We start from the raw sequence: 23,376 nt of genomic DNA, 5'->3' as shown, positions 1-23,376 counted from the left end.
CTCGGACCGTGATGCTTCCGTTGCCTCGGCGTGTCGAACGTCCCTTACCATGGGGAGGACGTATCGGATCACGCAACCCGGGGGGTGGAATGTGACGGACGTAGTCACCAGGCCAGAGGCCGACGAAACGGGCGCCGTCGCAACCGACGACGCCCCGACCCTGGCGCTGGGCGCCGGGGGCGACGAAGCCGGCACTACCGAGGTGAAGTGGGCGTCCGCAGAACCGCCCCGCAAGAAGCGCCGTCTGGCGCTGTGGATCGGCATCCCCGTCGCGGTCGCCGCGCTCGGTGCCGGCGCCGCATCCCTCATGCTCATCGCACCCGGCACCACGGTGGCCGGGGTCTCGGTGGGGTTGCTCACCCCCGGCGCCGCCAGCGACGCGATCTCCGAACGTCTGCAGAACACCGAACTCGTCGTCGGCGACGGTGACGCGGTCAGCTCCGCCGACCTCGGCGCCGAACTCGATGTGCGCGCGATCGCCGAGTCGGCCTTCGAGACGCGGCCGGCGTGGAACGTGACGCAGTGGTTCGGTGACCCGATCTCGGCGCCCATCACGATCGACGCGCAGCTCACCGCGGAGATCCTCCGCGAGGCCGCGCCCAGCCTGTACACGGCTCCGACCGACGCCATGCTCGCCTTCGACGCCGGCACGCAGACGTACGTCGTCACGCCCGCCGTCGACGGCTCGGGTGTGGATCCGGCCGCTGTCGAGGCCGGGCTGCAGCAGGCGTTCAACGACGGTGCCGCCACCGTCGTGCTCGACGACCCGGCGCTCGCACCGATCCCGGCGAACACGACCACCGACTCCGCCCAGTCCAGCGCCGACGTGCTGAACGCGATGCTCGACTCCGCCGGCTTCTACATCGGCGAAGAGCGCACCGTGCCGGTGGACCGTGCCGTGCTGGCATCCTGGATCACCCTCAGCACCACCGAGGACGGCACGTTCGAGTTCACGGCGGACCCCGCCGCGATTCAGCCGGTCGTCGACACTCTGCCGGCCCTGGTCGCGCGCGACGCGGTGAATGCCACCGTCATCACCAACACGGCAGGCGAGCATCTCTACGACATCCAGTCCGGCCAGGCAGGGCGAGCGCTGGAATCGACCGACGGCATCGCCGCGGGCTTCGCCGAGCAGCTGAGCACCGGCAACGCGGTGTACCCGCTCCCCGTCGTCGAGACCCAGTTCCAGACCACCGCTCTGGAGCGCACGATCGACGTCAACCTCAGCGCGCAGCGGGTCACCCTTTACGAGAACGGTGCCGCAGTGGATTCGTGGTCGGTCTCGACGGGCAAGCAGGGCGCCCCGACGTACACCGGCAACTACACGATCCAGAGCATGTACCCCATGCAGACGCTCTACGGCACCTACCGCGGGCCCAACGGCGAAGACCTCGGCCCGTACGTGCAGCCCAACGTGAAGTGGATGATGTACTTCAACGGCGGTCAGGCCTTCCACGGCGTGTACTGGCACAGCAACTGGGGCCGCCCCAGCAGCCACGGCTGCGTGGGGATGCCGGAGTGGCGTGCGGCGCAGCTGTACGACTGGGCCGCACCCGGCGTCGAAGTGTCGATCCACAACTGACGCCGCACCACCCCCTATCGTGGCGATCGTGCCACGATTCGACCTGACCCCCGACGAGCTGGCGGCCTACCGCCCCGACGTGCGCGAGCCGGACGACTTCGACGAGTTCTGGTCTCGCACGCTCACCGAGTCCCGCGCCGCCGGCGGCGAGGTGGTGCGCCGGCAGGTCGACACCCCGTTCGCGGTGTTCGACGTGTTCGACCTCACCTTCCCCGGGTTCGCCGGCGAGCCGGTGCGCGCGTGGCTGACGCTGCCGCGCGGGGTGCCGGGGCCGCTGCCTGCCGTCGTGGAGTTCAACGGCTACGGCGGCGGCCGGGGCCTGCCCGGCGAACGCAGCGATTGGGCGGCCGCCGGCTATGCGCACCTGTTCATGGACACCCGCGGGCAGGGCTCCACGTGGGGATCCGGCGGTGACACCCCCGACCCGCACGGAGCCGGCCCTTCGGCCAGCGGCTTCCTCACGCGCGGCATCGACGATCCCGACACCTACTACTACCGCCGCGTCTACACCGACGCCGTGCGCGCCATCGACGCCGTCCGGACGCTGCCCGAGGTCGACCCCGCCCGCGTCGCCGTCGCCGGCGGCAGCCAGGGCGGCGGCATCACGCTGGCCGCCGCCGGCCTTGCCGAAGGGCTCGTGGCGGCCATGCCCGACGTGCCGTTCCTGTGCCACTTCGAGCGGGCAGTGGGCCTGACCGATCGCGACCCTTATCAGGAGGTGGTGCGCTACCTGTCGGTGCACCGCGGCGCCGACGACCGCGTGTTCGACACCCTCTCGTACTTCGACGGCGTCAACTTCGCCAAGCGCGCCACCGCGCCGGCGCTGTTCTCCGTCGCGCTGATGGACCCGGTGTGCCCGCCGTCCACGGTGTACGCGGCGTTCAACCACTACGCCGGCGACAGGCGCATCGAGGTGTACACCCATAATCAGCACGAGGGCGGCCAGGCGCACCAGTGGTTCGCGCAGGCGGCGTTCCTGGCCACGCAACCGGTCTCCCAGACGTCCGTTGTGTGAAATCCCGATGACGGGTCCTGCCCGCTCGTGCGACCGGCTGGAAAACCCCGTTACCCTGTGGGGATGGCTGAGCTGCGCGTAGAAGAACTGTCGGCATCCACGATCGTCGCGGTGAACAACATGTCGCTCAAGCCCGGGCAGGAACGCTTCCTCGCCCCGGAGAGCTACGCGATCGCCGCGACCGTCGTGAACCCCTCCACGTCATGGCAGCGGGTCGTGCTCGACGGGGATGAGGTCGTCGGGTTCGTCAGCGCGAACTTCGACCCCGAGGCACCACAGGAGCACTTCCGCTCGGTGCTGTGGCGCATCAACGTCGATGCCGACGACCAGGGCCGCGGCGTGGGACGTTTCGCCGTCGAGCAGCTGCTCCAAGAGGCGCGCAGCCGCGGCATGGACCACGTCAACGCCATCTACGAGGCAGGCGAGGGCGGCCCGGACACCTTCTTCCGCCGCGTGGGCTTCACCCCCGTCGGCGAGACCGAGTACGGCGAGGTCGTCGCCGAGGTCCGCCTCTAGCGAGCCCTCGCCCCGCCCCGCCGCTCGCCCGCCCCGCTCCCCTTCCGCTGAAACGACACCTGGTCGCCGAAACGATGGGAAGTTCCCACGGTCTCGGCGACCAGGTGTGGTCTCACGGGTTGGGGGGGGTCAGCCCAGTGAGTCGATCACCGAGTTGAACGTCGCGGACGGGCGCATCACGGACTCCACGCGGGCGGCGTCGGGGCGGTAGTAGCCACCCACGTCGACCGGCGAGCCCTGCACGGCGATCAGTTCGGCGACGATCTGCTCCTCGCCGGCGGCGAGCGCCTCGGCCACCGGGGCGAAGATCGCGGCCAGTTCGGCATCCGCCGTCTGCTTCGCCAGTTCCTGCGCCCAGTACAGCGCGAGGTAGAAGTGGCTGCCGCGGTTGTCGATCGTGCCGAGCGCGCGACCGGGCGACCGGTCGTTCTCGAGGAACGTGCCGGTCGCGGCGTCCAGCGTGTCTGCCAGCACCTGCGCCTTGGGGTTGTCGGTGGTCGTGGCGAGGTGCTCGAGGGATGCCGCAAGCGCGAAGAACTCGCCCAGCGAGTCCCAACGCAGGTAGTTCTCCGAGAGGAGCTGCTGCACGTGCTTGGGCGCGGAGCCGCCGGCACCGGTCTCGAACAGGCCACCGCCGGCGAGCAGCGGCACGATGGAGAGCATCTTGGCGCTCGTGCCGACCTCGAGGATCGGGAACAGGTCGGTGAGGTAGTCGCGCAGCACGTTGCCGGTCACCGAGATGGTGTCCAGGCCCTGACGGATGCGGTCCAGCGAGTACTGCGTCGCCTCGGCCGGGGGGAGGATCTCGATCGTGAGCCCTGACGTGTCGTGCTCGCCGAGGTAGGTGTTGACCTTCTCGATCAGCTGCGCGTCGTGGGCACGGGTGGCGTCGAGCCAGAACACCGCGGGCACGCCGGTGGCGCGGGCGCGGGTGACGGCCAGCTTCACCCAGTCGCGTACCGCGATGTCCTTGGTCTGCGTCGCGCGCCAGATGTCACCGGGGGCGACGGCGTGCTCCAGCAGCACGGTGCCCGCCGAATCGAGCACCTGTACGACGCCTTCCGCGGCGATCTCGAACGTCTTGTCGTGGCTGCCGTACTCCTCGGCCGCCTGGGCCATCAGGCCCACGTTCGGCACGCTGCCGATCGTTGCCGGGTCCAGCGGGCCGTGCGCGATGACGTCGTCGATCACGCTCTGGTAGACCCCGGCGTAGGAGGAGTCGGGGATGACGGCGATCGTGTCGTCCTCGCCGCCGTCGACACCCCACAGCTTCCCGCCGTTGCGCACCAGCGCCGGCATCGACGCGTCGACGATGACATCGGACGGGACGTGCAGGTTGGTGATGCCCTTGTCGGAGTTGACGTAGGACAGCCGCGGTCCGTCGGCCATCGCGTCGGCGAACGCGGCGATGATCTCCTCGCCGCCGTCGACGCTCTTCAGCCCCGAGAGGATCCCGCCCAGCCCGTCGTTGGGGGTGAGGCCCGCCGCGGCGATCTTCTCGCCGTACCGGGCGAACACGCCGGCGAAGTAGGCGCGCACGACGTGGCCGAAGATGATGGGGTCGCTGACCTTCATCATCGTGGCCTTCAGGTGCACGGAGTACAGCACGTCGTCGACCTCGGCGGCGCGCAGCGTCTCGGCGAGGAAGGCGTCCAGGGCCGCGGCCGAGAGGAACGTGGCATCCACGATCTCGCCGGGGAGCACCTTCAGGCTGTCCTTCAGCGTCGTGACGGTGCCGTCGGATGCCACGTGCTGGATGGTCAGCACGTCGTCGGCGGGCATCACCACGGACTTCTCGTTGGATTTGAAGTCGTCGTGCCCGAGGGTGGCGACGCGGGTCTTGGAGCCCTCCGCGAACGGCTTGTTGCGGTGCGGGTGCTTGCGGGCGTAGTTCTTCACCGACAGCGGCGCGCGGCGGTCGCTGTTGCCCTCGCGCAGCACCGGGTTGACCGCGGATCCCTTGATGCGGTCGTACCGGGCGCGGATGTCCTTCTCCTCGAGCGTGGTCGGCTCGTCGGGGTAGTCGGGGATGTCGAAGCCCGCCGCCTGCAGCTCCGCGATCGCGCCCTTGAGCTGCGGGATGGAGGCGGAGATGTTGGGGAGCTTGATGATGTTCGCCTCGGGCAGGGTCGCCAGGCCCCCGAGCTCGGCCAGCGCGTCGCCGACCTGCTGCTCCGGTGTCAGGTGCTGCGGGAAGGCGGCCAGCACGCGGCCGGCAAGCGAGATGTCCCGCGTCTGAACGGACACCCCGGCCTGACCGGCGTAGGCCTGCACGATCGGCAGGAACGACGCGGTGGCCAGCGCCGGGGCCTCGTCGGTGTAGGTGTAGATGATGGTCGGCTCGGTCATCCGTGGGTCTCCATTCGCGAGCGGCGTTGTCTCGATATCAAGATACCCCGGGCGCGTGCGGACGCCTGCCGCGCGGTGCGCACCGCGGCAGATCGGCGACGGTGCTCTGCTTCGCGACCAATGCGGTGTAGAACGAATCCGTGCCCGTTCTTCTTCACCGCGACATCGGCCCCGTCACCGTCCCGCTGGTGATGTCATGACCGCCGGCGACGCCGTCCTGGCCATCGACGCAGGACAGACCAGCATCAAAACCCGCGTGCGCTGGGGCGGCGACGTGCAGGACGAGGTCTTCCCCGGCATCCGCACGCATGCCTCGCTGCTGCCACAGCTCGCGGAGGTCGCGCACGCCGCGATCACCCGCGCCGGCGCACCGGTGTCGGTCGTGGCCGCCGGGGTGTCGGGCCTCACGTCGGCCGAGACCGACGCCGGGGCGCTGCGCGAGCTGCTGCGCGGCACCGCCGTGGCCCGGACGATCCTCGCGCACGACTCCACCACCTCGTTCCTCGGCGCGCTCGGTGACGCCCGCGGTGCCGTGGTGGCCGCCGGCACCGGCGTGGTGACCCTCGCCGTCGGCGGCGACGCGGTGGCCAGGGTGGACGGCTGGGGGTACCTCGTCGGCGATGCCGGGAGCGGCTACTGGATCGGCCGGGAGGCACTGGCTGCCGTCATGCGCGACTTCGACGGCCGGGGCCCGGCGACGGCGCTGCGCGCGGTCGCCCAGGAGCACTGGCCCGACCTCACCGAGGCGTACATCCGGCTGCAGACCGCCGACGACCGCGTCAGCGTGATCGCGGGGTTCGCCGCAGCCGTGGCCGCCCACACCGACCACGACGCCGTCGCCGCCGACATCACCCGCCGCGCCGCCGACGAGCTGGCGCACAGCGTCACCACGGCGCTGCACCGCGTGCACCGCGGCGACGACGGGACGCTGCAGGTGTGCGCGCTGGGTGGGGTGTTCCGCTCCGCGCCGCTGCGCGCGGCGTTCCAGCGGCGACTGACGGACGCCGACCTGGACATCGCCCTGGTTGCGCCCCGGGGCCAGGGCATCGACGGCGACGCCGCCCTCGCGAACCTGCCGGCGCGGCATCCGCTGGCCACCGCCGTCGCGGTCTCGGACGCGGCCTCCGCCGGCTGAGACGGATGGATGCCGCACCCCGCCGTCTCGGGCGGGGTGCGGCATCCGTCGTCACACCAGCGACTCGCGCCAGGCGGCGTGCAGCTGCGAGAACTTACCGGTGCCGGCGATGAGCGCGGCGGGGGCGTCGTCCTCGATGATGCGGCCGTGCTCCATGACGAGCACCCGGTCGGCGATCGCCACCGTCGACAGGCGGTGGGCGATGATGATCGCGGTGCGGTCGGCCAGCAGCGTCTGCAGCGCGTCCTGGATCATCCGCTCGCTGGGCATGTCCAGCGACGCCGTCGCCTCATCCAGGATGAGCACGGCGGGATCTGCCAGGAACGCCCGCGCGAACGAGATCAGCTGCCGCTGCCCGGCGGAGACCCGACCGCCGCGCTTGTTCACGTCGGTGTTGTAGCCGTCCGGCAGCGCCTGGATGAAGGTGTCGGCCCCCACCGCGCGCGCTGCGGCCTGGATCTCCGCCAGCGTCGCGTCGGGCTTTCCCAGTGCGATGTTGTCGGCGATCGTGCCGCTGAACAGGTACGCCTCCTGCGTGACCATGACGATCGCGCGGCGCAGGTCCTTCGGGTGCAGCGACCGCAGGTCGACCCCGTCCAGGGTCACCCTGCCGCGCGTCGGGTCGTAGAAACGCGACACCAGCTTGGCCAGCGTGGACTTTCCCGCCCCGGTCGTGCCGACCAGGGCGATGGTCTGCCCCGCGGGGATGTCCAGCGAGAAGTCGGGCAGGATCACCCGGCCCGAGGCGTAGCCGAACTCGACGTCCTCGAAGCGCACGTGACCTCGTGCGTGCCACAGGTCCACCGGCTCCGCCGGATCGGGAACCGTCGGCTCCTCCTCCAGCATGCCCGACACCTTCTCCAGCGCCGCGGTGGCTGACTGGTAGGAGTTCAGGAACATCGCGATCTCCTCCAGCGGGCTGAAGAAGTTGCGGATGTACAGCACCGCCGCGAGCAGACTGCCGATGAGGAAGGTGCCGTCCACGACGCGCAGCGCGCCCCACAGCAGCACGATGGCCATCGTCACGTTCGAGATGAGGATGAGGCCGGGATCGAGCACGCCGAACAGCCGCACGAGCTTGAGGTTGACCCGGCGGTACTCCCCCGAGATCTCCCCGAACTCGGCGTCGTTGCGCTTCTCCTTGCGGAAGGCCTTGACCGCCCGCACGCCCGTCATGGTCTCCACGAACTGCACGATGAGCTTCGCGCTGACCACCCGCGACAGCCGGAATCCCTTCTGCGACTGGATGTAGAACCAGCGCATCAGCAGTGCCAGCGGAATGCCCATGACCACGAGGATGACGCCGGACTGCCAATCCAGGATGAACAGCATCGCCAGCGTGAAGATGCCGTACAGGCTCCCCTGCACGAGCTGGTTGAGCCCGCCGTCGAGCAACTCGCGGATCGACTCCAGGTCGCTGGTCTGCCGCGAGATGATGCGCCCCGACGTGTAGCTCTCGTGGAACTCCAGGCTCAGCCGCTGCGTGTGGCGGAAGATCCGCGTGCGCAGGTCCATCAGCACTGCCTGGGTCAGCCGTGCCGCCAACCCGACGTACCAGGCGATGAGGGCGGCGCCCAGGATGCCGGTGACCAGATACACCGCCGTCACCACGAACGCCGGCATCCAGTCGGCGTAGTCCACGGCGCGCGGAAGCGCCACGTTGATGCCCCAGGCGATCAGCGCAGGTCCCAGCACCCGCAGTGCGGTGGAGGCCACGACGACGACAGCCGTCAGCACCAGCAGCCCCTTCATCGGGCTCACGAGGGACCCGAGCAGGTGCAGCGACCGGCGCCGGATGGCGCGGCTCTCGGTCTTGGTGTAGTCGTCGCGGTCCTCGCCGCTGGTTCCCTGAACCGTCGAGACGCTCACAGGTTCACCTCCGTCTCGCGCTGGGTGCGTTCCTCGGCTTCGAAGCTCGAGATGACATGCCGGTAGTGCTCGCTCGTGCGCAGCAGCTCGGCGTGGGTGCCGACGGCCGTGATGCGCCCCGCCTCGAGCACGGCGACGCGGTCGGCCAGGGCCACCGTCGACGGCCGGTGCGCCACGATGAGCGCGGTGGTGGTGGCCAGCACGCGGCGCAGCGCCGCCTCGACCAGCGCCTCGGTGTCCACGTCCAGCGCCGACAGCGGGTCGTCAAGCACCAGCACGCGCGGCCGGGCCGCAACGGCGCGCGCGAGCGCGAGGCGCTGCCGCTGCCCACCGGACAGGCTCAGCCCCTCCTCGCCGACGAGCGTGTCCGCACCGTCGGGGAGGTCGTACACGAAGTGGGCCTGCGCGATCTCGAGGGCTTCTGCCAGCACGGCATCCGCCTCGGGGCTCAGCGGATCCAGGCCGTCGCGACCCAGCAGCACGTTGTCGCGCACCGAGGTCGAGAACAACGTGGCATCCTCGAACGCCATCGCGACGTGGCGGCGCAGCTCTTCGAGCGTGAGGTCGCGCACATCGACGCCGTCCAGTTCCACGGCACCCTCGGTCACGTCGTACAGGCGCGCCGGGAGGGTCGTCAGGGTGGTCTTGCCCGAGCCGGTGAGGCCCACCAGGGCCATCGTCTCCCCCGGCTCCAGCACGAGGTCGACCCCGTCCAGCAGGTCGCGCTCGGTGGCACCGGCATCCTGATACCGGAAGTGCACGCCACGGAAGGCCAGCTCCCCGCGCGGATTCTCGATGGTCTTGGGGTTCTCCGGGTCCACGATCGCGTTCTCCGAATCGAGCACCTCGAAGACGCGGTCGGTGGCGGTGCGGGCGTCGATGAGGAACGAGAACAGGAACCCGAGCGACTCCAGCGGCCAGCGAAGCGCGGTGGCCATCGCGAAGAAGGCGAACAGCTCGCCGACGGTCAGCTGGTCGGTGCTGGCGAGCCAGATGCCGATCAGCAGGCACAGCGCGAACGCGATCATCGGCACGACTTCGAGCCAGAACCACAGCACGCCCACTTCGCGGGCCTTGCGCAGTTCGGTGCCTCGCAGCGTCTCGACCTGCGCGCGGAACTTCTGCAGCGCGTGCTTGCCGCGGCCGAACGCCTTGAGCACACGGATGCCGTGGACGCTCTCCTCGACCGAGGTGGCCAGGTCGCCGGCCTGGTCCTGGCTCTGACGTGCGAGCACGCCGTAGTTGTGCTCGAACCGGTAGCCGAAGAACCACAGCGGGATCGACACGACCAGGAACGTCGTGCCCAGGGCCCAGTGCCAGCGGAAGAGGAAGGCCGCGCCGATGACGATGGTCAGGACGTTCACCAGCAGCAGGATCGCGCCGAACGCGAGCCAGCGGCGGATGAGGTTGATGTCCTGCATCATGCGGCTGAGCAGCTGCCCTGATTGCCAGCGGTCGTGGAACGACACCGGCAGGCGCTGCAGGCGCCGGTAGAACTGCTGCCGGATCTCGTACTCGACGCCCGTCGCCGGGGTCAGCACGAACGCGCGGCGCAGGTAGATGAACAGTGCCTCGAGCGCACCCAGGACGAGCACGCCGACAGCCGCCCAGACGATGAGCGGAATCTCGCCGTCGGCGATGGGCCCGTCGACGACGGCCTCGAGGACGAGCGGGATGAGCAGGCTCATCATCGCCGCGCCGAACGCGGCGATGCAGCCGCCGATCAAACGGGGCAGCACGGGTTTGACGAACGGGATGAGGCGAGCGAGCGCCCGCGGGGTGGAAAGTCTCTGCGGCGAGGAGGTCATGGTCCTTAGTGGGGTCGTGCGGTGGGGAGCGGGGGCCGTAGCGGGCCCTCCGGGCAAGTGCGCGGCCCGGCGGTGGCGCGGGGTGGCGGTGGCGCGGGGTGCGGGGGCGCGGGGTGCGGGGGCGCGCGGTGGCGGTGGCGGTGGCGCGCGGTGGGCGCTCGCGCGCGGTGGGCGGTGGCGCGGTGGCGGTGGCGCGGTAGCGGTGGCGCGGTAGCGACGGTGGCGCGGGGCGCGCCGGCCGCAGCGGAGGCCGAGGCGCGGGGCGCCGAGTCTGTCACGCGGGGCGGCGAGGCGCCCCGCGGTCGTCTGCGGGTGCCCCCGCGACTACCCCTCCACTCCCGCGAACCGGCGTGCGGCGGCGGGGAGGAGCGTGATCGGCTTCGCGGTGATGGCGGCCTGGTACATGGCATCCTCCGGAGGGGTTTGTGGGCGGGGACTCCCGACCCGCGGGAGCCCACTAGCCTATCCCTGAGAATTCGCTGAGTGCAACAACTTTTTCGACGGGTATGTGCCTGTTGGTCGCCTGGATCAGTCTGATTCGCGGGCCAGGAGGGACCGCTTGACGTCGAGTCCCCAGGCGAAGCCGCCGAGGGTGCCGTCGGTGCGCAGCACGCGGTGGCACGGCACGAACAGGGCGGCGGCGTTGCGCGCGCAGATGGAGGCGGCTGCCCGCACGGCGCGGGGGTGGCCCATCTCGACCGCGAAACCGGTGTAGGTCAGCGGGCGGCCTGGTGTGATGCGGCGCAGTGCCGTCCAGCCGTTCTGCTGCAGGGCGGTGCCGTGTTGGGCGACCTCGATTCCGTCGATCGCGGCGACGTCACCGGCGTAGTAGGCGGCGACGGCATCCGCGGCATCCGTCCGCCGCTCGTGCACGGTGGCCGGGCGCAGCGCCGGGTGGATGCGGGCGAGCATCGTGTCGCCGTCGGGGGTCCAGCCGGAGGCGAGCACGCGTCCGGCGGCGTCGCTGACGATCGTGAATGGGCCGTCGGGGGTGTCGAGGGTCTGGATCGTGGCGGTCTGGGTGGTGGTGCTGAGGGTGGTCATGACCTGGCTCCTGAGAGAGGGCGTCCGAATTCAGGCTGTGCGGCGGATTCGGGCCCTGATTCGGCCGTCGCGGCATCCTCAGCCTGAATTCCGACGGGGAGGGGTGGGGTGGGGGTCGCCGCGGGCAGGGCCGCCCGCCACAGGTGCGCGGTGAGGTAACTGCGCCACGGCGCGGTCCGGGTGGCCCAAGCCGTGAGACCGGCCGGGTCGGCGGGGATGCCGAGGTTCCCCGCCCCGGTCCGAGCGGCGACGTCGCCCGGGAGGACCACGTCGGGGTCGCCGGTGACCCGCATCCGCACGTAGTCGGCAGTCCAGGGACCGACTCCCGGCAGCGCGAGCAGCCGCGCGCGCTGCTCGACGCCGTCGTCGCCGGGCGACAGCGACAGGTCGCCGGCCGCGATCAGCGCGGCGGCGCCGGTGACGGCGCGGATGCGGGCGGCGGGGCCGCGCAGCACCTCCGCACCGTGTTCGGCGATCGCGGTCATCGTGGGGAACAGCCGGTCGGTGCCCTCGTGCTCGGGCACCCGCTCCCCCAGCGCCTCGGTCAGGCGCACCAGGGCGGTGCGAGCGGCAGCCACTGAGATCTGCTGGCCGATCATGGCGCGGATGAGCATCTCGTGCGGGTCCGCGGTACCAGGCACCCGCAGGCCGGGTGTGCGGGCGACGGAGGCGGCAAGCTCCGGGTGGCGCGCGAGCGCCTCGTCGATGGCCACGGGGTCCGCGTCGAGGTCGAACAGCCGGCGGGCGCGGGCGACCAGCACGGGCAGATCGCCGAGGCGACTGAGGCGGGCCTCCAGACGCACGCGGGCGCCGTCGGCGCGCAGCCGGAACCAGGCCGGTCCCCCCGGCAGCGCGATGTTGCGCGCGAAAGAGGTCGGGGTGGCGGTTTCGACGCCGGCGATGACGCGCGCCGCCATCCACGCGAACAGCCCGTCCACGTCGAACGGCGCCCGCACCGGGAGCACGAGGTCGATCGCGCCGGCGGCGGCGGCCACGCCGGATGCCGGACGTCGCGCGCGCAGCTGCTGCGGCGGCATCCCGAACACTTCCCGCACGGTGTCGTTGAACTGGCGGACGCTGGCGAACCCGGCCGAGAACGCGATGTCCGCGATGGGCAGGTCGGTGCCCACCAACAGCATCCGCGCGGTGTGCGCGCGGTGCGCGCGGGCGAGCGCGAGCGGGCCGGCGCCGAGTTCGGCGGCGAGCAGGCGCGAGAGATGACGACTGGAGTAGCCGAGGCGGGAGGCCAGCCCCGGCACGCCCTCGCGCTCGACCACGCCGTCGGCGATGAGGCGCATGGCGCGGCCGGCGGTGTCGCCGCGCAGGTCCCACGCGGGCGAACCCGGTGCCGCCTCCGGCAGGCAACGCTTGCAGGCGCGGTAACCGGCCTCGTGCGCGGCAGCGCTGGTGGCGTAGAACTCGACGTTGCCGGGCTTCGGGGTGCGGGCGGGGCAGCTGGGGCGGCAGTAGATTCCGGTGGTGCGCACGGCGGTGACGAACTGGCCGTCGAAGCGCGCGTCCCGCGCATGGATGGCCCGATACCGCTCGTCGAACCCCGTGACTGCCTGACTCATACCCCCAGCCTGCCACCGCCCCGGCCGTCCCGCTCGCGGAAATCGGCCATCGCCGTGGCCGCCGAGTGAGTATTCGCGGTGCCGAGTGAGTATTCGTGGTGCCGGGCGCCCCGCGCCCGCCGTCGTTCCGGGAACAGGCGATCTCACCGACACAGGAGGAATCAGCCGAAATCGCCCTGTCTCGGTGAGTATTCCTGTCCTGGCGCGGCGGTGTCGGCGCAACCCTCGCGGGGGACACCGCGCGGGGGATAGCGTGCGGGGCATGAGCGAGCGGGAGTACGACGTCGTGGTCATCGGGGCGGGAGCGGTCGGCGAGAACGTCGCCGACCGCGCGGTACAGGGCGGGCTGCGCACCGTCATCGTCGAGGCCGAACTGGTCGGCGGCGAATGCTCCTACTGGGCATGCATGCCATCCAAGGCGCTGTTGCGCAGCGCCGCCGCGGTCCGCGCGGCGCGCGCCGTCGACGGCGCGCGGCAGGCGGTCACCGGCGACATCGACGTTGCGGCGGTGCTCCACCGCCGCAACGAGATCACCCACGACTGGTCCGACGAGGGGCAGGTGCAGTGGCTCGAGAGCGCCGGCATCGACCTCGTCCGCGGCCACGCCACCTTCACCGGGCCGCGCCGCCTGCGCGTGACGGATGCCGCGGGCACCAGCACCGACCTCGTCGCCCGCCACGCCGTCGCGGTGGCGACCGGATCGGCCGCGCTCCTGCCGGATGTCCCGGGGTTGCGCGAGATCGAGCCGTGGACCAGCCGCGACGCCACGAGCGCTCAGACCGTGCCGACCTCGCTCGCGATCGTCGGCGGCGGTGTGGTCGCCGCCGAGATGGCCACGGCATACGCACACCTCGGCACCGCCGTCACGATGCTCGTGCGATCGGGGCTGCTCGGCGGGACGGAGCCGTTCGCGGCAGAGCTGGTCGCGGCATCCCTCGCCGAATCGGGCGTCGACATCCGCACCGGCGTCGACGTCGTCGGCGCACGGCGCCGCGGCACCGGAGCAGGCCACAACGGCGGCGCCACCGGCGCGACGCTGGAGTTGTCCGACGGCACCCGTGTCCACGCCGAGAAGGTGCTCGTGGCGACCGGACGGATGCCGCGCACCACCGACCTGGGGCTGGAGGCGGTCGATCTGGCGCCCGGCGACTGGCTCGACGTCGACGACACGATGCTGGTGCGGGGGACGGACTGGCTCTACGCCGTGGGGGACGTCAACGGTCGCGCCCTGCTGACCCACCAGGGCAAGTACCAGGCCCGTGCCGCCGGCGACGCGATCGCCGCCCGCGCTGCCGGTGCCGCCATCGATGACCGGCCGTGGGGCACCCACGTCGCCACCGCCGACCACGCCCACGTGCCGCAGGTCACCTTCACCGACCCGGAGATCGCGTCGATCGGCCTCACGGCACACGCGGCGACCGACGCGGGCCGGCGCATCCGCGTGCTCGACTACGACCTGGCATCCGTCGCCGGCGCCTCGGTCTACGCCGACGACTACCGCGGCCAGGCGCGCGCGATCGTCGACGAGGACCGCGGCGTGCTGATCGGGGCGACCTTCGTCGGCCCCGACGTCGCCGAGCTACTACACGCGGCGACCGTCGCGATCGTCGGCGAGGTGCCGCTGGCCCGCCTCTGGCACGCTGTGCCCTCCTACCCGACGGTCAGCGAGGTGTGGCTGCGCTGGCTCGAGCAGTACGGTCGCCCGAACGCCTGACCGGCAGCACGAATACTCACTCGACAGCACGAATACTCACTCGGCAGCACGAATACTCACTCGGCAGCACGAATACTCACTCGGCAGCGGCGGCGCGGCGGGGGTCAGTGGAAGAAGTGACGCTCGCCGGTGAAGTACATCGTCCCGCCCGCGGCGCGGACGGCGTCGATGACCTCCTGGTCGCGCACCGAGCCACCCGGCTGGATGATCGTGCGAACGCCGGCATCCAGCAGCACCTGCACCCCGTCGGCGAAGGGGAAGAACGCGTCGGATGCCGCGACCGACCCTGCTGCACGGTCGCCCGCCCGTTCGACTGCCAGCCGGCACGAATCGACGCGGTTGACCTGCCCCATCCCGATCCCGACCGTCGCCGAGGCCTTGGCCAGCACGATCGCGTTGGACTTCACCGCGCGGCACGTCTTCCACGCGAAGGACAGGTTCGACAGGTCCTCGTCCGCGGGCCGCTCCCCCACCACGAGCTCCCAGCCGTCGACGAGCGACTCGATCTCGTCGGGGAACCGGTCGGCGTCCTGCAGCAGCAGCCCGCCGGAGACCAGCCGCACGTCCATCGGCTCCTGCCGCCAGTCGACGGGGAGCTTCAGCACCCGCAGGTTCTTCTTCAGCCGGAACACCTCCAGCGCCTCCGGCTCGAAGTCGGGGGCGACGATGACCTCAGTGAAGATGTCGCGCAGGTTCTCGGCCATCTTCAGCGTCACGGTGCGGTTTGCTGCGATCACACCGCCGAACGCCGACACCGGGTCGCACTCGTGCGCCCGCAGGTGCGCCGACGCGATGGGATCCAGCGCCTGCGGGGCGGCCACGGCGATGCCGCACGGGTTGGCGTGCTTGATGATCGCGACGGCGGGCTTGACCAGGTCGAACGCGGCGCGCAGGGCCGCGTCGGCGTCGACGTAGTTGTTGTACGACATCTCCTTGCCCTGCAGCTGCGTCGCCTGGGCGATGCCGTGGCCGCCGGCGCGGGAGTACAGCGCGGCGCGCTGGTGCGAGTTCTCGCCGTAGCGGAGGGTCTCCAGCCGCTCGGCCGTGATCGTCAGGTGCTCGGGCAGCTCGCCCTCGGCGGCGAGGGTCTCCTCCGCGAACCACGTCGACACGGCGCGGTCGTACGCGGCGGTGTGCGCGAAGGCCCGGGCGGCCAGCTCGCGACGCTGCACGAGCGAGGTGCCGCCCTTGGCGATGGCTGCGAGCACGGCGGGGTAGGACGCCGGGGAGACGACGATCGCGACGTTGGCGAAGTTCTTCGCGCTGGCGCGCACCATGGCGGGCCCACCGATGTCGATCTGCTCCACGACGTCCTCGGCGGGCGCGCCGGAGGCGACGGTCTCGACGAACGGGTAGAGGTTCACCACGACGAGCTCGAACGGCTCGATGCCGAGGTCGGCGAGCTGGCGCTCGTGGTCGGCCAGCCGCAGGTCGGCGAGCAGCCCGGCGTGCACGCTCGGGTGCAGCGTCTTGACCCTGCCGTCGAGCGACTCCGGGAATCCGGTGACGGATGCCACGTCGGTCACGGCGAACCCGGCGTCGCGGATGGTGGCCGCCGTGGATCCGGTGGAGACGATCTCGACGCCGGCGTCGGCGAGCGCCGCAGCGAGCACCAGCAGGTCGGTCTTGTCGCTCACCGAGACGAGCGCGCGGCGCACCGGGACGGTGTCGCGATTGCGGTACAGGGACGGGTCGTGGCTCGGGCCGGCCATGGAGAGCTCCTCCGGGTAGGTCAGATGGTGGATGCCGCGGCGAGATCCAGCTCGCCGACGGCGATACGACGGACGACGTCGATCAGCAGGCGCCGCTCGACAGGCTTGATGCGGTCGTGAAGAGTGTTCTCGTCGTCGCCGGGCAGCACGCTGACGCGCTCCTGGGCGAGGATCGGACCGGAGTCGACGCCGTCGTCGACGACGATGACGCTGGCGCCGGTCTGCGAGACGCCGGCGGCCAGCGCGTCGCGCACACCGTGCGCGCCGGGGAACTCCGGCAGGTAGGCGGGGTGGGTGTTGATCAGCCGCGGCGCCCACGCCGCGACGACGGCGGGGGGAAGCAGTCGCATCAGGCCGCTGAGCACGACGAGGTCGGGCTTCCAGACCTCCAGATGGGCCAGCAGCTCGTCACCCCACGCTTCGCGCTGGGCCGCACCGGCCCAGGGGATGACGAAGCTCGGGATGCCGAACTCCTCGGCGTGGGCGAGTCCGGACGCTTCCCGGTCGGCGCCGACGACGATCACGCGCGCAGGAAAGGCGGGATCGCTCGCGGCCTCGAGCAGGGCCCGAAGGTTCGACCCGGCTCCCGAGATGAGGACGGCGACCGTGAGCACGCGGTCAGTCTACCGGCGCCCGCGCGGCGCCCTCCCCGGGGGCCTCCGGCTCCGCGTGCTCCGCGTGCTCCGCGTGCTCCGCGTGGTCCGCGACACGGTCGACGGGCGCCACGGCGTCGCCGGCGGCATCGCGACCGCGCGGCGACAGCAGCAGGATCGCCGCGCCCAGCGCGGTCTCCACCCCCACCGCGAGCGCCAAGGGCCCCGGTGCCGGCCCGACGACGGCCAGGGCGCCCGGCCCGATCGCCCCGGACGCGACCACCGCGAGCACCGCGGCGACCCCGGCCGAGGCCACGGTGATGCCGAAGGCGACGAGCACGCGCACGCCCATCGCCTCATGGCCGCCCGGCCCGGTACGTGCCTGACGCACCAGCTGCGACCGGGTCACCCAGCCGGCGAGCGCACCGGCGGCGACCGGCAGCAGCGCGAGCAGCAGCAGCCACGGGGACGTCGACTCCGGGATCGCGCCCAGCACCGGGATGCCGGGGAGCACGCCGACATGGGTGCCCACGGGCGAGACCACGGTGTCCAGTCCCAGCGCGAAGCCGGGGCCGGCGACGAACGAGATCGCCCAGATCACGAACGTCGGCAGGTAGGCCAGTTCCGCGAGAGTGAGCACGGACGCCCCGAGCGCGTCGACCTGGCCCGCCTGGAACAGCGCGATCATCCGCGCGCCTCCGGCGAAGACCGCGATCGCCACGACCAGCCCGCCGATGCCCACCAGCGACGCCACGACGATGGCCGTGCCACGGGCGATGAGGCCCGGCACCTCCGACCACAGGCCGCCGCGGCGGACCAGCACGCTGTGCGCCGCGTCGACGAGGCCGTCGTCACCGGTGCGCCAGGCGACCGCGAGCGCGCCGCCGAGGGCGGGCAGGGCGAAGACGAGCACCGGGAATCCGATCGCCTGCCACAGCTGCACGGCGGCGATGTCGTTGCCGGTGGTCATCGCGACGCCCGCCGCCGCGACGGCGACCACGACGGTGCTCGACAGCACCCCCGTCAGCCAGGCGCCGGCGGTGGCGGCCCGCGCGCCGGAGCGGGCGGCGAACACGGCGGTGAAGACGGCCAGGGCAAGGGGTGCCAGCGACACGGTGAAGGATGCCGCAGCGGGGTCGATCCCGGCCGGCACCGTGAACTCCTCAGGCAGTGTCACCGCGAGCGGCACGAGGTGCCCGAGCTGCCAGATCCGGCCGGCGGCGGGCCACAGCCCAGCCCAGGAGGCGTCGGCGCCGAAGCCGAAGATCCACAGCAGGGTGAGCGGCGCGAGCGCGGCGACGAGCCCGACGGCGACGGCCAGAACGGCGTCGAAAGCGGCAAGGAGGGCGACGAGGAGGCGATTCATGCGCTGTCGACCCTACCTACGCACGGGGCAGGCGCTGCACCGGCGCACCGGCGCACCCATGTCGCACCAGTAATGTTTCCGCAGGAGGTCCCCCTATGACTGCGCCCGCACCCGCCCCTGCCCACTCAGACGCCACACCCCGCAACGGCCTCGACCGTTTCTTCGAGATCACCAAACGCGGCTCCACCCTCGGCGGTGAGATCCGCGGCGGTGTCGTCACATTCGTGACGATGGCCTACATCGTGATCCTGAACCCGATCATCCTGTCCACCGCCGACGTCAACGGCACCATCCTCGACCCCGGCGCCGTCGCGGCGAGCACCGCCCTCACGGCCGGGTTCATGACGATCCTCTTCGGTATCGTCACCCGCCTGCCGTTCGCGTTCGCCGCGGGCCTCGGGATCAACGCGTTCCTCGCATTCTCGGTCGTCGGCCAGGTGACGTGGGGCGAGGCGATGGCCCTCACCATCATCAACGGCCTGATCATCGTGCTGCTGGCAGCGACGGGCCTGCGGAAGATGATCTTCGACGCCGTGCCCGTGCAGCTCAAGCTCGCGATCACCGTCGGCATCGGCCTGTTCATCGCGTTCATCGGCTTCGTCAACGCCGGCTTCGTCGGGCCGGCCGAGGGCACGCCCCTCGAGCTCGGCATCGCCGGCTCGGTCGCCTCGATCGACACGCTGCTGTTCGTGGTCACGCTGCTCATCGGCGGCGCCCTCATCGCGCTGAAGGTGAGGGGCGCGATCCTCATCGCCCTCATCGCCGGCACCGTCCTGGCCGCAATCGTCAACATCTTCACGCCGGTCGCCGACTTCGGCCTTTCGGCCGGCCTGTTCGCGCTCCCCGACCTCAGCCTCATCGGCGCCGTGGACTTCGGCTTCGACTTCGGCAAGGTCGGCTTCGTGACGCTGCTGATGTTCGTGTTCACGCTCGTGTTCACCAACTTCTTCGACGCCATGGGCACCATGACGGGACTTGCGAAGGAGGCCGATCTCGCCGACGCGAAGGGCGACTTCCCCCGCATCAAGTCGGCGCTCATCGTCGAGGGCGTCGGCGCCGTCGTCGGCGGCGCGACCTCGTCATCGTCGGCCACGGTGTTCGTCGAGTCGGGCTCCGGCATCGGCGAAGGCGCCCGCACGGGTTTCGCGAACGTCGTCACCGGTGTGCTGTTCCTGCTCGCGATGTTCGTGACGCCCGTCACCGGCCTCGTCCCCGGCTTCATCGCCGCTGCGGCGCTGGTGCTGGTCGGGGCCATGATGCTCGCGCAGATCAAGCACATCGACTTCTCCGAGTTCAACGTGCTGCTGCCGGTCTTCCTCACCGTGACCGTCATGCCGCTGAGCTACTCGATCGCCAACGGCATCGGCGCGGGCTTCATCAGCTGGGTCGTCGTCAACGCCCTGTCCGGCAACGCCCGGAAGGTGCACTGGCTGCTGTGGGTGGTCGCCTTCGGCTTCGTGCTGTACTTCGCCCGCGGCCCGCTCGAGATGCTGCTGGCCTGATCCGCTTCGTCGAGGACTGAGCGGATCAGGCGATCCCTCAGTCCTCGACGGGCTCCAGCACGAACACCGCGATGCGACGATCGGTCTTGGTCTGGTAGTCGTCGTACGCCGGCCACACCGCAGCGGCACGCTGCCACCACTGCGCGTACTCCTGCCCGTCCAGCTCCCGGGCGAGGTAGTCACGGGCCACGGCGCCGTCCTGCAGGCGCACCCGCGGGTTCTTGCGCACGTTCCAGTACCACGCCGGCGGCTGCGGGTGGCCGCCCTTGGACGCGACGACCGCGTAGCGGCCGTCGTGCTCCACACGCATCAGCGCCGTCTTGCGCAGGCCGCCCGTCTTCGCCCCGACCGAGGTCAGCACGATGATCGGCACACCCTGCAGCAGATTGGCCTCCGTCCCGCCGGAGGCTTCGTACTTCTCGGCCTGGGTACGGGCCCACGTGGACGTGCTGGGCAGGTACTCACCATTCAACGACATGCCCCCACGTTAACGTCAATGGGGAGTTCAGCCCATCGAGACTGCGTTCCCGCCTTCCCTAGGCTGAACCCGCACCAGAGCAGAAGGAGCCGCGGATGTCCATCGAACTGCCCGATCGGATCGCCCCCATCCCCGGGAGCCCCGACACCGTCTCCTCCCGCGCCACGCGGTTCACCGCGACGGCGGATGCCATCCTCGAGGCGGTCTCGGGCCTGCGCGCCGCCATCGCCGACACCAGCCAGCACGAGAGCAAGGCCCTCGACCAGCTCGCCGAGAACGCCGGACAGGTCGCCACGCGCCTGGAGTCCCTCGAGGGCCGCTACCGGGAGGCAGGCTCCGCGCTGAGTTCCTTCGCCACCGACCTGCAGACCGCGCAGACCGAGGCGATGACTCTCGTGCGCGAGCACGCCGAGGCGACGGCATCCGAAGACCGGTACAACCGCGAGATCGACCACTACCGCGAGCAGCGCCAGCGCACGACCGACCCGATGGAAGCGGTCGACCTCAACCGGCATCTGATGCTGCTGACCCAGCGCCAGGGCGCACAGTCCTCCGCCGCGGCGGGCGCCCAGGCGCGCTTCGCGCAGATCATCGAACGACTGCGCGACTCCGGCGTGGCCGCCGCGGGCCGCATGCGCGACGCGATGGACGGCGACGGGCTCAACGATGGGCTCTGGGACAACTTCTCCGGCTGGGTCGCCGAGAACGCCGAGATCCTCAAGGCCATCCACAAGGTGCTGCAGCTGGTGACCACGGTGCTGTCGGTGCTGAGCTTCTTCCTGCCGGTGCTGGCACCGTTCGCGCTGGCCGCGGCCGCCCTGACGGCGGGGCTCAGCCTCATCCTCGCCTCGACCGGCCAGATCTCGTGGGTCGACTTCGCGATCGACCTCATCACGGTGGCGACCTTCGGTGTCGCCGCGGTGGCGACCCGCGCGATCGGCGGCGTCATGACCGCCCTCAAGGGCACGCGCGTCGCGCGGCTGGCCGCACAGGGAAACTCCTCGGCGCTGCGCTCGGTCACCGGCAGCTTCAACGGCGTGCTGCGCGGCAAGAACGGGCTGAGCTTGGGGCCGGTGCAGTTGCCGTCGGTGCAGTGGGTCCGGGAGGTCACCGGCGCGAAGGGCGTGTTCAACGCGCACTTCCTCCGGGTCGCCGAGAGCGCCCGTGCCGGCGCGGGTGGACCGCTGGACGACCTGCTGCTGCAGATCGGCCGCGAAGAGATGGCGCGCATCAAGATCGCATTCGGCATCCGTACCGCCGTCACCATGCCCAACACGATCCTCGGCAGCGTCGCCCCCGGTGTCGCCGACGCGTTCGAGCGCATCATGGCCGACAACCCCGTGAGCGACGTGGTGGATGCCGGCGCGGACTGGTACCAGGGCGTCAAGGACAGCGCGACGTGGAAAGTAGGGTCGTAGCGTGACCGCACGAACCACCACGTCCCCCGCCGTGAAGCGGACGACCAGGCCCGCCGCCAAGCGCGGCGCAGCAAAGACCCCCCGGGTGATCCTCGCCGATCGGCTGTTCTTCTGGACAGGCATGACCATCGTGGCGTTCGGGCTGCTGCCGATCATCCTCATCGCCGTCATCGGGCTGATCCAGGGGACCCTCCCCTCCGAAGCGGACGGCAGCATCACCGGCACCGCTGCCGGCTTCCCCCTCTTCCAGCCGCCGTTCTGGCTGCTGTGGCTTCCGGCGGTGGGGATGCTGGCCCTCACGGTCATCACCTGGCCGTTTCCGGCCCGGTTCCCCGCCTACTTCTGGGGCGCCCGCTTCGACATGAGCGTCATCAGCGGCCTCGGGCTCATGACGACCCTGGTCGCCGCCGTCGCCTACGGCGGTGCGCAGCTGTGGCTCGTGCTCCCCGCGGCGGGGGCGTTCCTGCTCGCGATGATCGTCTTCGGGGTGCGCGGCACGATCGAGTACGTGCGCGACATCGTCGAACTGCGCCGCCCGACCCGCCGATGAGCGCCGTCGCCGACGGGACGGCCACCCTGCCGCGCCCCCGCATGATCCTCCCGCCCGCGTGGCAGCTGTTCCCCGTCAGCGACGACAACGCCGCCACCGCACGCGCCGCGTTCGCCGGCTTCTGGGAGAACGGGCCGCGCGACAGCATCGGCCCGTTCGTGCACGAGCTGGAGCGCACCCTCGCCGGCGCGCTGGACCAGGCCCGCGGTGCGGGCGGCTTCGCCGCGGCCATGCCGATGGGGATCCCCTGGCAGGTGCCGGTGTCGACCTCCGTCGTCCTCAGCCATGTGCCGGCCGCCGATCCGCAGCTGCCGCCGGGGGGAGAGCGCGTGCACACCGATGCCGGGCCCGCGCGCCGCAGCATCCGGGACGAGCAGGCGCCCGCGGATGCCGGCGACGAATCGGTCGTGCTGCTGCGCAGCATCGACTACGTCTGGCGCGTACCGGGCCACGATGCCTACCTCGTGGCGTTCGCCTCGATCTCCGGGCTCCCCGTCGCGGAGTACCAACCCGTCACCGACGCCCTCACGACACTGGTGACGACGATGCTGGATGCCGTGACCTGGCCCGACCCCGAAGGACAGCGATGACTCTGCAGGTCGACTTCGACCCCGATCTGTGGGTATACGTCCCCGACAGCTGGCCGTGGGAGGGGTTCGCGACCCTCGAGCAGTGGCGCGACACCCTCGCCGGGGCGCTGGCCACCGCGTACGGGTACGACGAGGCGATGCGGCAGTGGGTGGCCGACACGGCCGAGGGGCTTGCCCGCGGCGCCGACGAGCACGAGCACCGGTTCGCGTACTTCTCCCGTCCCCACGAGGCGCTGGGCATCGCGAGCATCTACGAGATGCCCCGGGTCGCTGACGCGTCCGAGGAGCACCTGCTGGGGGTGCAGGATGCCGCGACGGTGCGCCCCGTGCAGATCACGTCCTTCGAGGGTGGTCGCCTGGGCCCCGGATTGACCTCCACCCGGCACGTCGCCGACGACAGCGGAGCGATCACCGCGATCACCCACTGGCTGTGGCGCCTGGACGACCGCGACGTGCTGATGATCGCCGGCGACCCGGACATCGCCCGGTTCGAAGGCCTCCGTGACGACTACGACGCACTGGCGCGTGCCATCGGCACCGCGCCGCACGACTGAGGAAGGG

General features: G+C 71.3%; 19 protein-coding genes. 10 read left to right on the top strand and 9 right to left on the bottom strand.

What is annotated here, in order from left to right; genetic code table 11:
* The first annotated feature begins 91 nt into the window (after positions 1–91).
* From QNO11_RS03125 to QNO11_RS03115, 3 genes are all read left to right on the top strand, one after another.
* Positions 92–1,582 carry a L,D-transpeptidase family protein gene (locus QNO11_RS03125; RefSeq protein ID WP_257509274.1) on the top strand — a complete coding sequence of 497 codons (1,491 nt, stop codon included), beginning with the start codon at positions 92–94 and terminating at the stop codon, positions 1,580–1,582.
* A 28-nt stretch (positions 1,583–1,610) separates the two neighbouring features.
* Complete coding sequence (locus QNO11_RS03120) at positions 1,611–2,597, top strand: acetylxylan esterase (RefSeq protein WP_257509273.1); 987 nt, start codon at positions 1,611–1,613, stop codon at positions 2,595–2,597.
* 63 nt (positions 2,598–2,660) lie between these two features.
* Positions 2,661–3,113 carry a GNAT family N-acetyltransferase gene (locus QNO11_RS03115; RefSeq protein ID WP_257509272.1) on the top strand — a complete coding sequence of 151 codons (453 nt, stop codon included), beginning with the start codon at positions 2,661–2,663 and terminating at the stop codon, positions 3,111–3,113.
* Between the two features lie 129 nt (positions 3,114–3,242).
* Here QNO11_RS03115 and QNO11_RS03110 read toward each other — a convergent pair whose 3' ends face one another.
* Positions 3,243–5,462 carry an NADP-dependent isocitrate dehydrogenase gene (locus QNO11_RS03110; protein ID WP_257509271.1) on the bottom strand — a complete coding sequence of 740 codons (2,220 nt, stop codon included), beginning with the start codon at positions 5,460–5,462 and terminating at the stop codon, positions 3,243–3,245.
* Positions 5,463–5,658: 196 nt separating this feature from the next.
* On the opposite strand from QNO11_RS03110, the gene QNO11_RS03105 reads away from it, so the two are divergent.
* Positions 5,659–6,597: an N-acetylglucosamine kinase gene (locus QNO11_RS03105; protein ID WP_285169680.1), complete on the top strand. Its 939-nt coding sequence runs from the start codon at positions 5,659–5,661 to the stop codon at positions 6,595–6,597.
* A 51-nt stretch (positions 6,598–6,648) separates the two neighbouring features.
* Here QNO11_RS03105 and QNO11_RS03100 read toward each other — a convergent pair whose 3' ends face one another.
* From QNO11_RS03100 to QNO11_RS03085, 4 genes are all read right to left on the bottom strand, one after another.
* Positions 6,649–8,466 carry an ABC transporter ATP-binding protein gene (locus QNO11_RS03100; RefSeq protein WP_257509270.1) on the bottom strand — a complete coding sequence of 606 codons (1,818 nt, stop codon included), beginning with the start codon at positions 8,464–8,466 and terminating at the stop codon, positions 6,649–6,651.
* Complete coding sequence (locus tag QNO11_RS03095) at positions 8,463–10,274, bottom strand: ABC transporter ATP-binding protein (RefSeq protein ID WP_257509269.1); 1,812 nt, start codon at positions 10,272–10,274, stop codon at positions 8,463–8,465. Before QNO11_RS03095 ends, QNO11_RS03100 begins: the two co-directional genes overlap by 4 nt.
* A gap of 528 nt (positions 10,275–10,802) precedes the next feature.
* Positions 10,803–11,318, bottom strand: a complete 516-nt coding sequence (locus QNO11_RS03090) for a methylated-DNA--[protein]-cysteine S-methyltransferase (protein ID WP_257509268.1) — start codon at positions 11,316–11,318, stop codon at positions 10,803–10,805.
* A complete protein-coding gene (locus tag QNO11_RS03085) occupies positions 11,315–12,892 on the bottom strand; it encodes a DNA-3-methyladenine glycosylase 2 family protein (RefSeq protein WP_257509267.1) in 1,578 nt (525 codons plus the stop codon). The genes QNO11_RS03090 and QNO11_RS03085 overlap by 4 nt, the downstream gene beginning before the upstream one ends.
* 262 nt (positions 12,893–13,154) lie before the next feature.
* Here QNO11_RS03085 and QNO11_RS03080 point away from each other — a divergent pair, with 262 nt between their 5' ends.
* Entirely contained in the window at positions 13,155–14,606 is a 1,452-nt protein-coding gene (locus tag QNO11_RS03080) for a dihydrolipoyl dehydrogenase family protein (RefSeq protein ID WP_257509266.1), read from the top strand.
* 104 nt (positions 14,607–14,710) lie between these two features.
* On the opposite strand, the gene purH is transcribed toward QNO11_RS03080, so the two are convergent.
* From purH to QNO11_RS03065, 3 genes are read right to left on the bottom strand one after another with little or no spacing between them, the layout of a single operon-like run.
* Positions 14,711–16,318: a bifunctional phosphoribosylaminoimidazolecarboxamide formyltransferase/IMP cyclohydrolase gene (gene purH / locus QNO11_RS03075; RefSeq protein WP_257509265.1), complete on the bottom strand. Its 1,608-nt coding sequence runs from the start codon at positions 16,316–16,318 to the stop codon at positions 14,711–14,713.
* A gap of 20 nt (positions 16,319–16,338) precedes the next feature.
* Positions 16,339–16,932 carry a phosphoribosylglycinamide formyltransferase gene (gene purN, locus QNO11_RS03070; RefSeq protein ID WP_257509264.1) on the bottom strand — a complete coding sequence of 198 codons (594 nt, stop codon included), beginning with the start codon at positions 16,930–16,932 and terminating at the stop codon, positions 16,339–16,341.
* A gap of 4 nt (positions 16,933–16,936) precedes the next feature.
* Positions 16,937–18,277 carry a cell division protein PerM gene (locus tag QNO11_RS03065; protein ID WP_257509263.1) on the bottom strand — a complete coding sequence of 447 codons (1,341 nt, stop codon included), beginning with the start codon at positions 18,275–18,277 and terminating at the stop codon, positions 16,937–16,939.
* A gap of 95 nt (positions 18,278–18,372) precedes the next feature.
* On the opposite strand from QNO11_RS03065, the gene QNO11_RS03060 reads away from it, so the two are divergent.
* Positions 18,373–19,779, top strand: coding sequence for an NCS2 family permease (locus tag QNO11_RS03060; protein WP_257509262.1), 1,407 nt, complete (start codon positions 18,373–18,375; stop codon positions 19,777–19,779).
* A 37-nt stretch (positions 19,780–19,816) separates the two neighbouring features.
* On the opposite strand, the gene QNO11_RS03055 is transcribed toward QNO11_RS03060, so the two are convergent.
* A complete protein-coding gene (locus QNO11_RS03055) occupies positions 19,817–20,257 on the bottom strand; it encodes a nitroreductase family deazaflavin-dependent oxidoreductase (RefSeq protein WP_257509261.1) in 441 nt (146 codons plus the stop codon).
* 95 nt (positions 20,258–20,352) lie between these two features.
* Here QNO11_RS03055 and QNO11_RS03050 point away from each other — a divergent pair, with 95 nt between their 5' ends.
* The 4 genes from QNO11_RS03050 to QNO11_RS03035 are packed head-to-tail and all read left to right on the top strand — an operon-like array spanning position 20,353 to position 23,369.
* Complete coding sequence (locus QNO11_RS03050) at positions 20,353–21,675, top strand: putative T7SS-secreted protein (protein WP_257509260.1); 1,323 nt, start codon at positions 20,353–20,355, stop codon at positions 21,673–21,675.
* A 1-nt stretch (position 21,676) separates the two neighbouring features.
* The gene (locus QNO11_RS03045; RefSeq protein WP_257509259.1) at positions 21,677–22,225 is read left to right on the top strand and encodes a hypothetical protein; all 549 of its coding nucleotides are present in this window, start codon (positions 21,677–21,679) and stop codon (positions 22,223–22,225) included.
* Positions 22,222–22,815, top strand: a complete 594-nt coding sequence (locus tag QNO11_RS03040; RefSeq protein WP_257509258.1) for a hypothetical protein — start codon at positions 22,222–22,224, stop codon at positions 22,813–22,815. Before QNO11_RS03045 ends, QNO11_RS03040 begins: the two co-directional genes overlap by 4 nt.
* Positions 22,812–23,369, top strand: a complete 558-nt coding sequence (locus QNO11_RS03035) for a type 1 periplasmic-binding domain-containing protein (protein WP_257509257.1) — start codon at positions 22,812–22,814, stop codon at positions 23,367–23,369. Before QNO11_RS03040 ends, QNO11_RS03035 begins: the two co-directional genes overlap by 4 nt.
* The last annotated feature ends 7 nt before the right edge of the window (positions 23,370–23,376 follow it).

The sequence above is a fragment of the Microbacterium sp. zg-B96 genome (assembly GCF_030246865.1).
Classification (GTDB): Bacteria; Actinomycetota; Actinomycetes; order Actinomycetales; family Microbacteriaceae; genus Microbacterium.
Note: the sequence above shows the minus strand (reverse complement) of the source record. Positions and strands in the feature narration are given on the sequence as shown.

What these genes read in the sequence shown, in the direction of transcription:
- QNO11_RS03115 (WP_257509272.1), top strand. Translation starts at nt 2,661, where the DNA reads ATGGCTGAGCTGCGCGTAGAAGAACTGTCGGCATCCACGATCGTCGCG.
- QNO11_RS03110 (WP_257509271.1), bottom strand. Translation starts at nt 5,462, where the DNA reads ATGACCGAGCCGACCATCATCTACACCTACACCGACGAGGCCCCGGCG.
- QNO11_RS03105 (WP_285169680.1), top strand. Translation starts at nt 5,659, where the DNA reads ATGACCGCCGGCGACGCCGTCCTGGCCATCGACGCAGGACAGACCAGC.
- QNO11_RS03095 (WP_257509269.1), bottom strand. Translation starts at nt 10,274, where the DNA reads ATGACCTCCTCGCCGCAGAGACTTTCCACCCCGCGGGCGCTCGCTCGC.
- QNO11_RS03090 (WP_257509268.1), bottom strand. Translation starts at nt 11,318, where the DNA reads ATGACCACCCTCAGCACCACCACCCAGACCGCCACGATCCAGACCCTC.
- QNO11_RS03085 (WP_257509267.1), bottom strand. Translation starts at nt 12,892, where the DNA reads ATGAGTCAGGCAGTCACGGGGTTCGACGAGCGGTATCGGGCCATCCAT.
- QNO11_RS03080 (WP_257509266.1), top strand. Translation starts at nt 13,155, where the DNA reads ATGAGCGAGCGGGAGTACGACGTCGTGGTCATCGGGGCGGGAGCGGTC.
- purH (WP_257509265.1), bottom strand. Translation starts at nt 16,318, where the DNA reads ATGGCCGGCCCGAGCCACGACCCGTCCCTGTACCGCAATCGCGACACC.
- QNO11_RS03065 (WP_257509263.1), bottom strand. Translation starts at nt 18,277, where the DNA reads ATGAATCGCCTCCTCGTCGCCCTCCTTGCCGCTTTCGACGCCGTTCTG.
- QNO11_RS03060 (WP_257509262.1), top strand. Translation starts at nt 18,373, where the DNA reads ATGACTGCGCCCGCACCCGCCCCTGCCCACTCAGACGCCACACCCCGC.
- QNO11_RS03055 (WP_257509261.1), bottom strand. Translation starts at nt 20,257, where the DNA reads ATGTCGTTGAATGGTGAGTACCTGCCCAGCACGTCCACGTGGGCCCGT.
- QNO11_RS03050 (WP_257509260.1), top strand. Translation starts at nt 20,353, where the DNA reads ATGTCCATCGAACTGCCCGATCGGATCGCCCCCATCCCCGGGAGCCCC.
- QNO11_RS03040 (WP_257509258.1), top strand. Translation starts at nt 22,222, where the DNA reads ATGAGCGCCGTCGCCGACGGGACGGCCACCCTGCCGCGCCCCCGCATG.
- QNO11_RS03035 (WP_257509257.1), top strand. Translation starts at nt 22,812, where the DNA reads ATGACTCTGCAGGTCGACTTCGACCCCGATCTGTGGGTATACGTCCCC.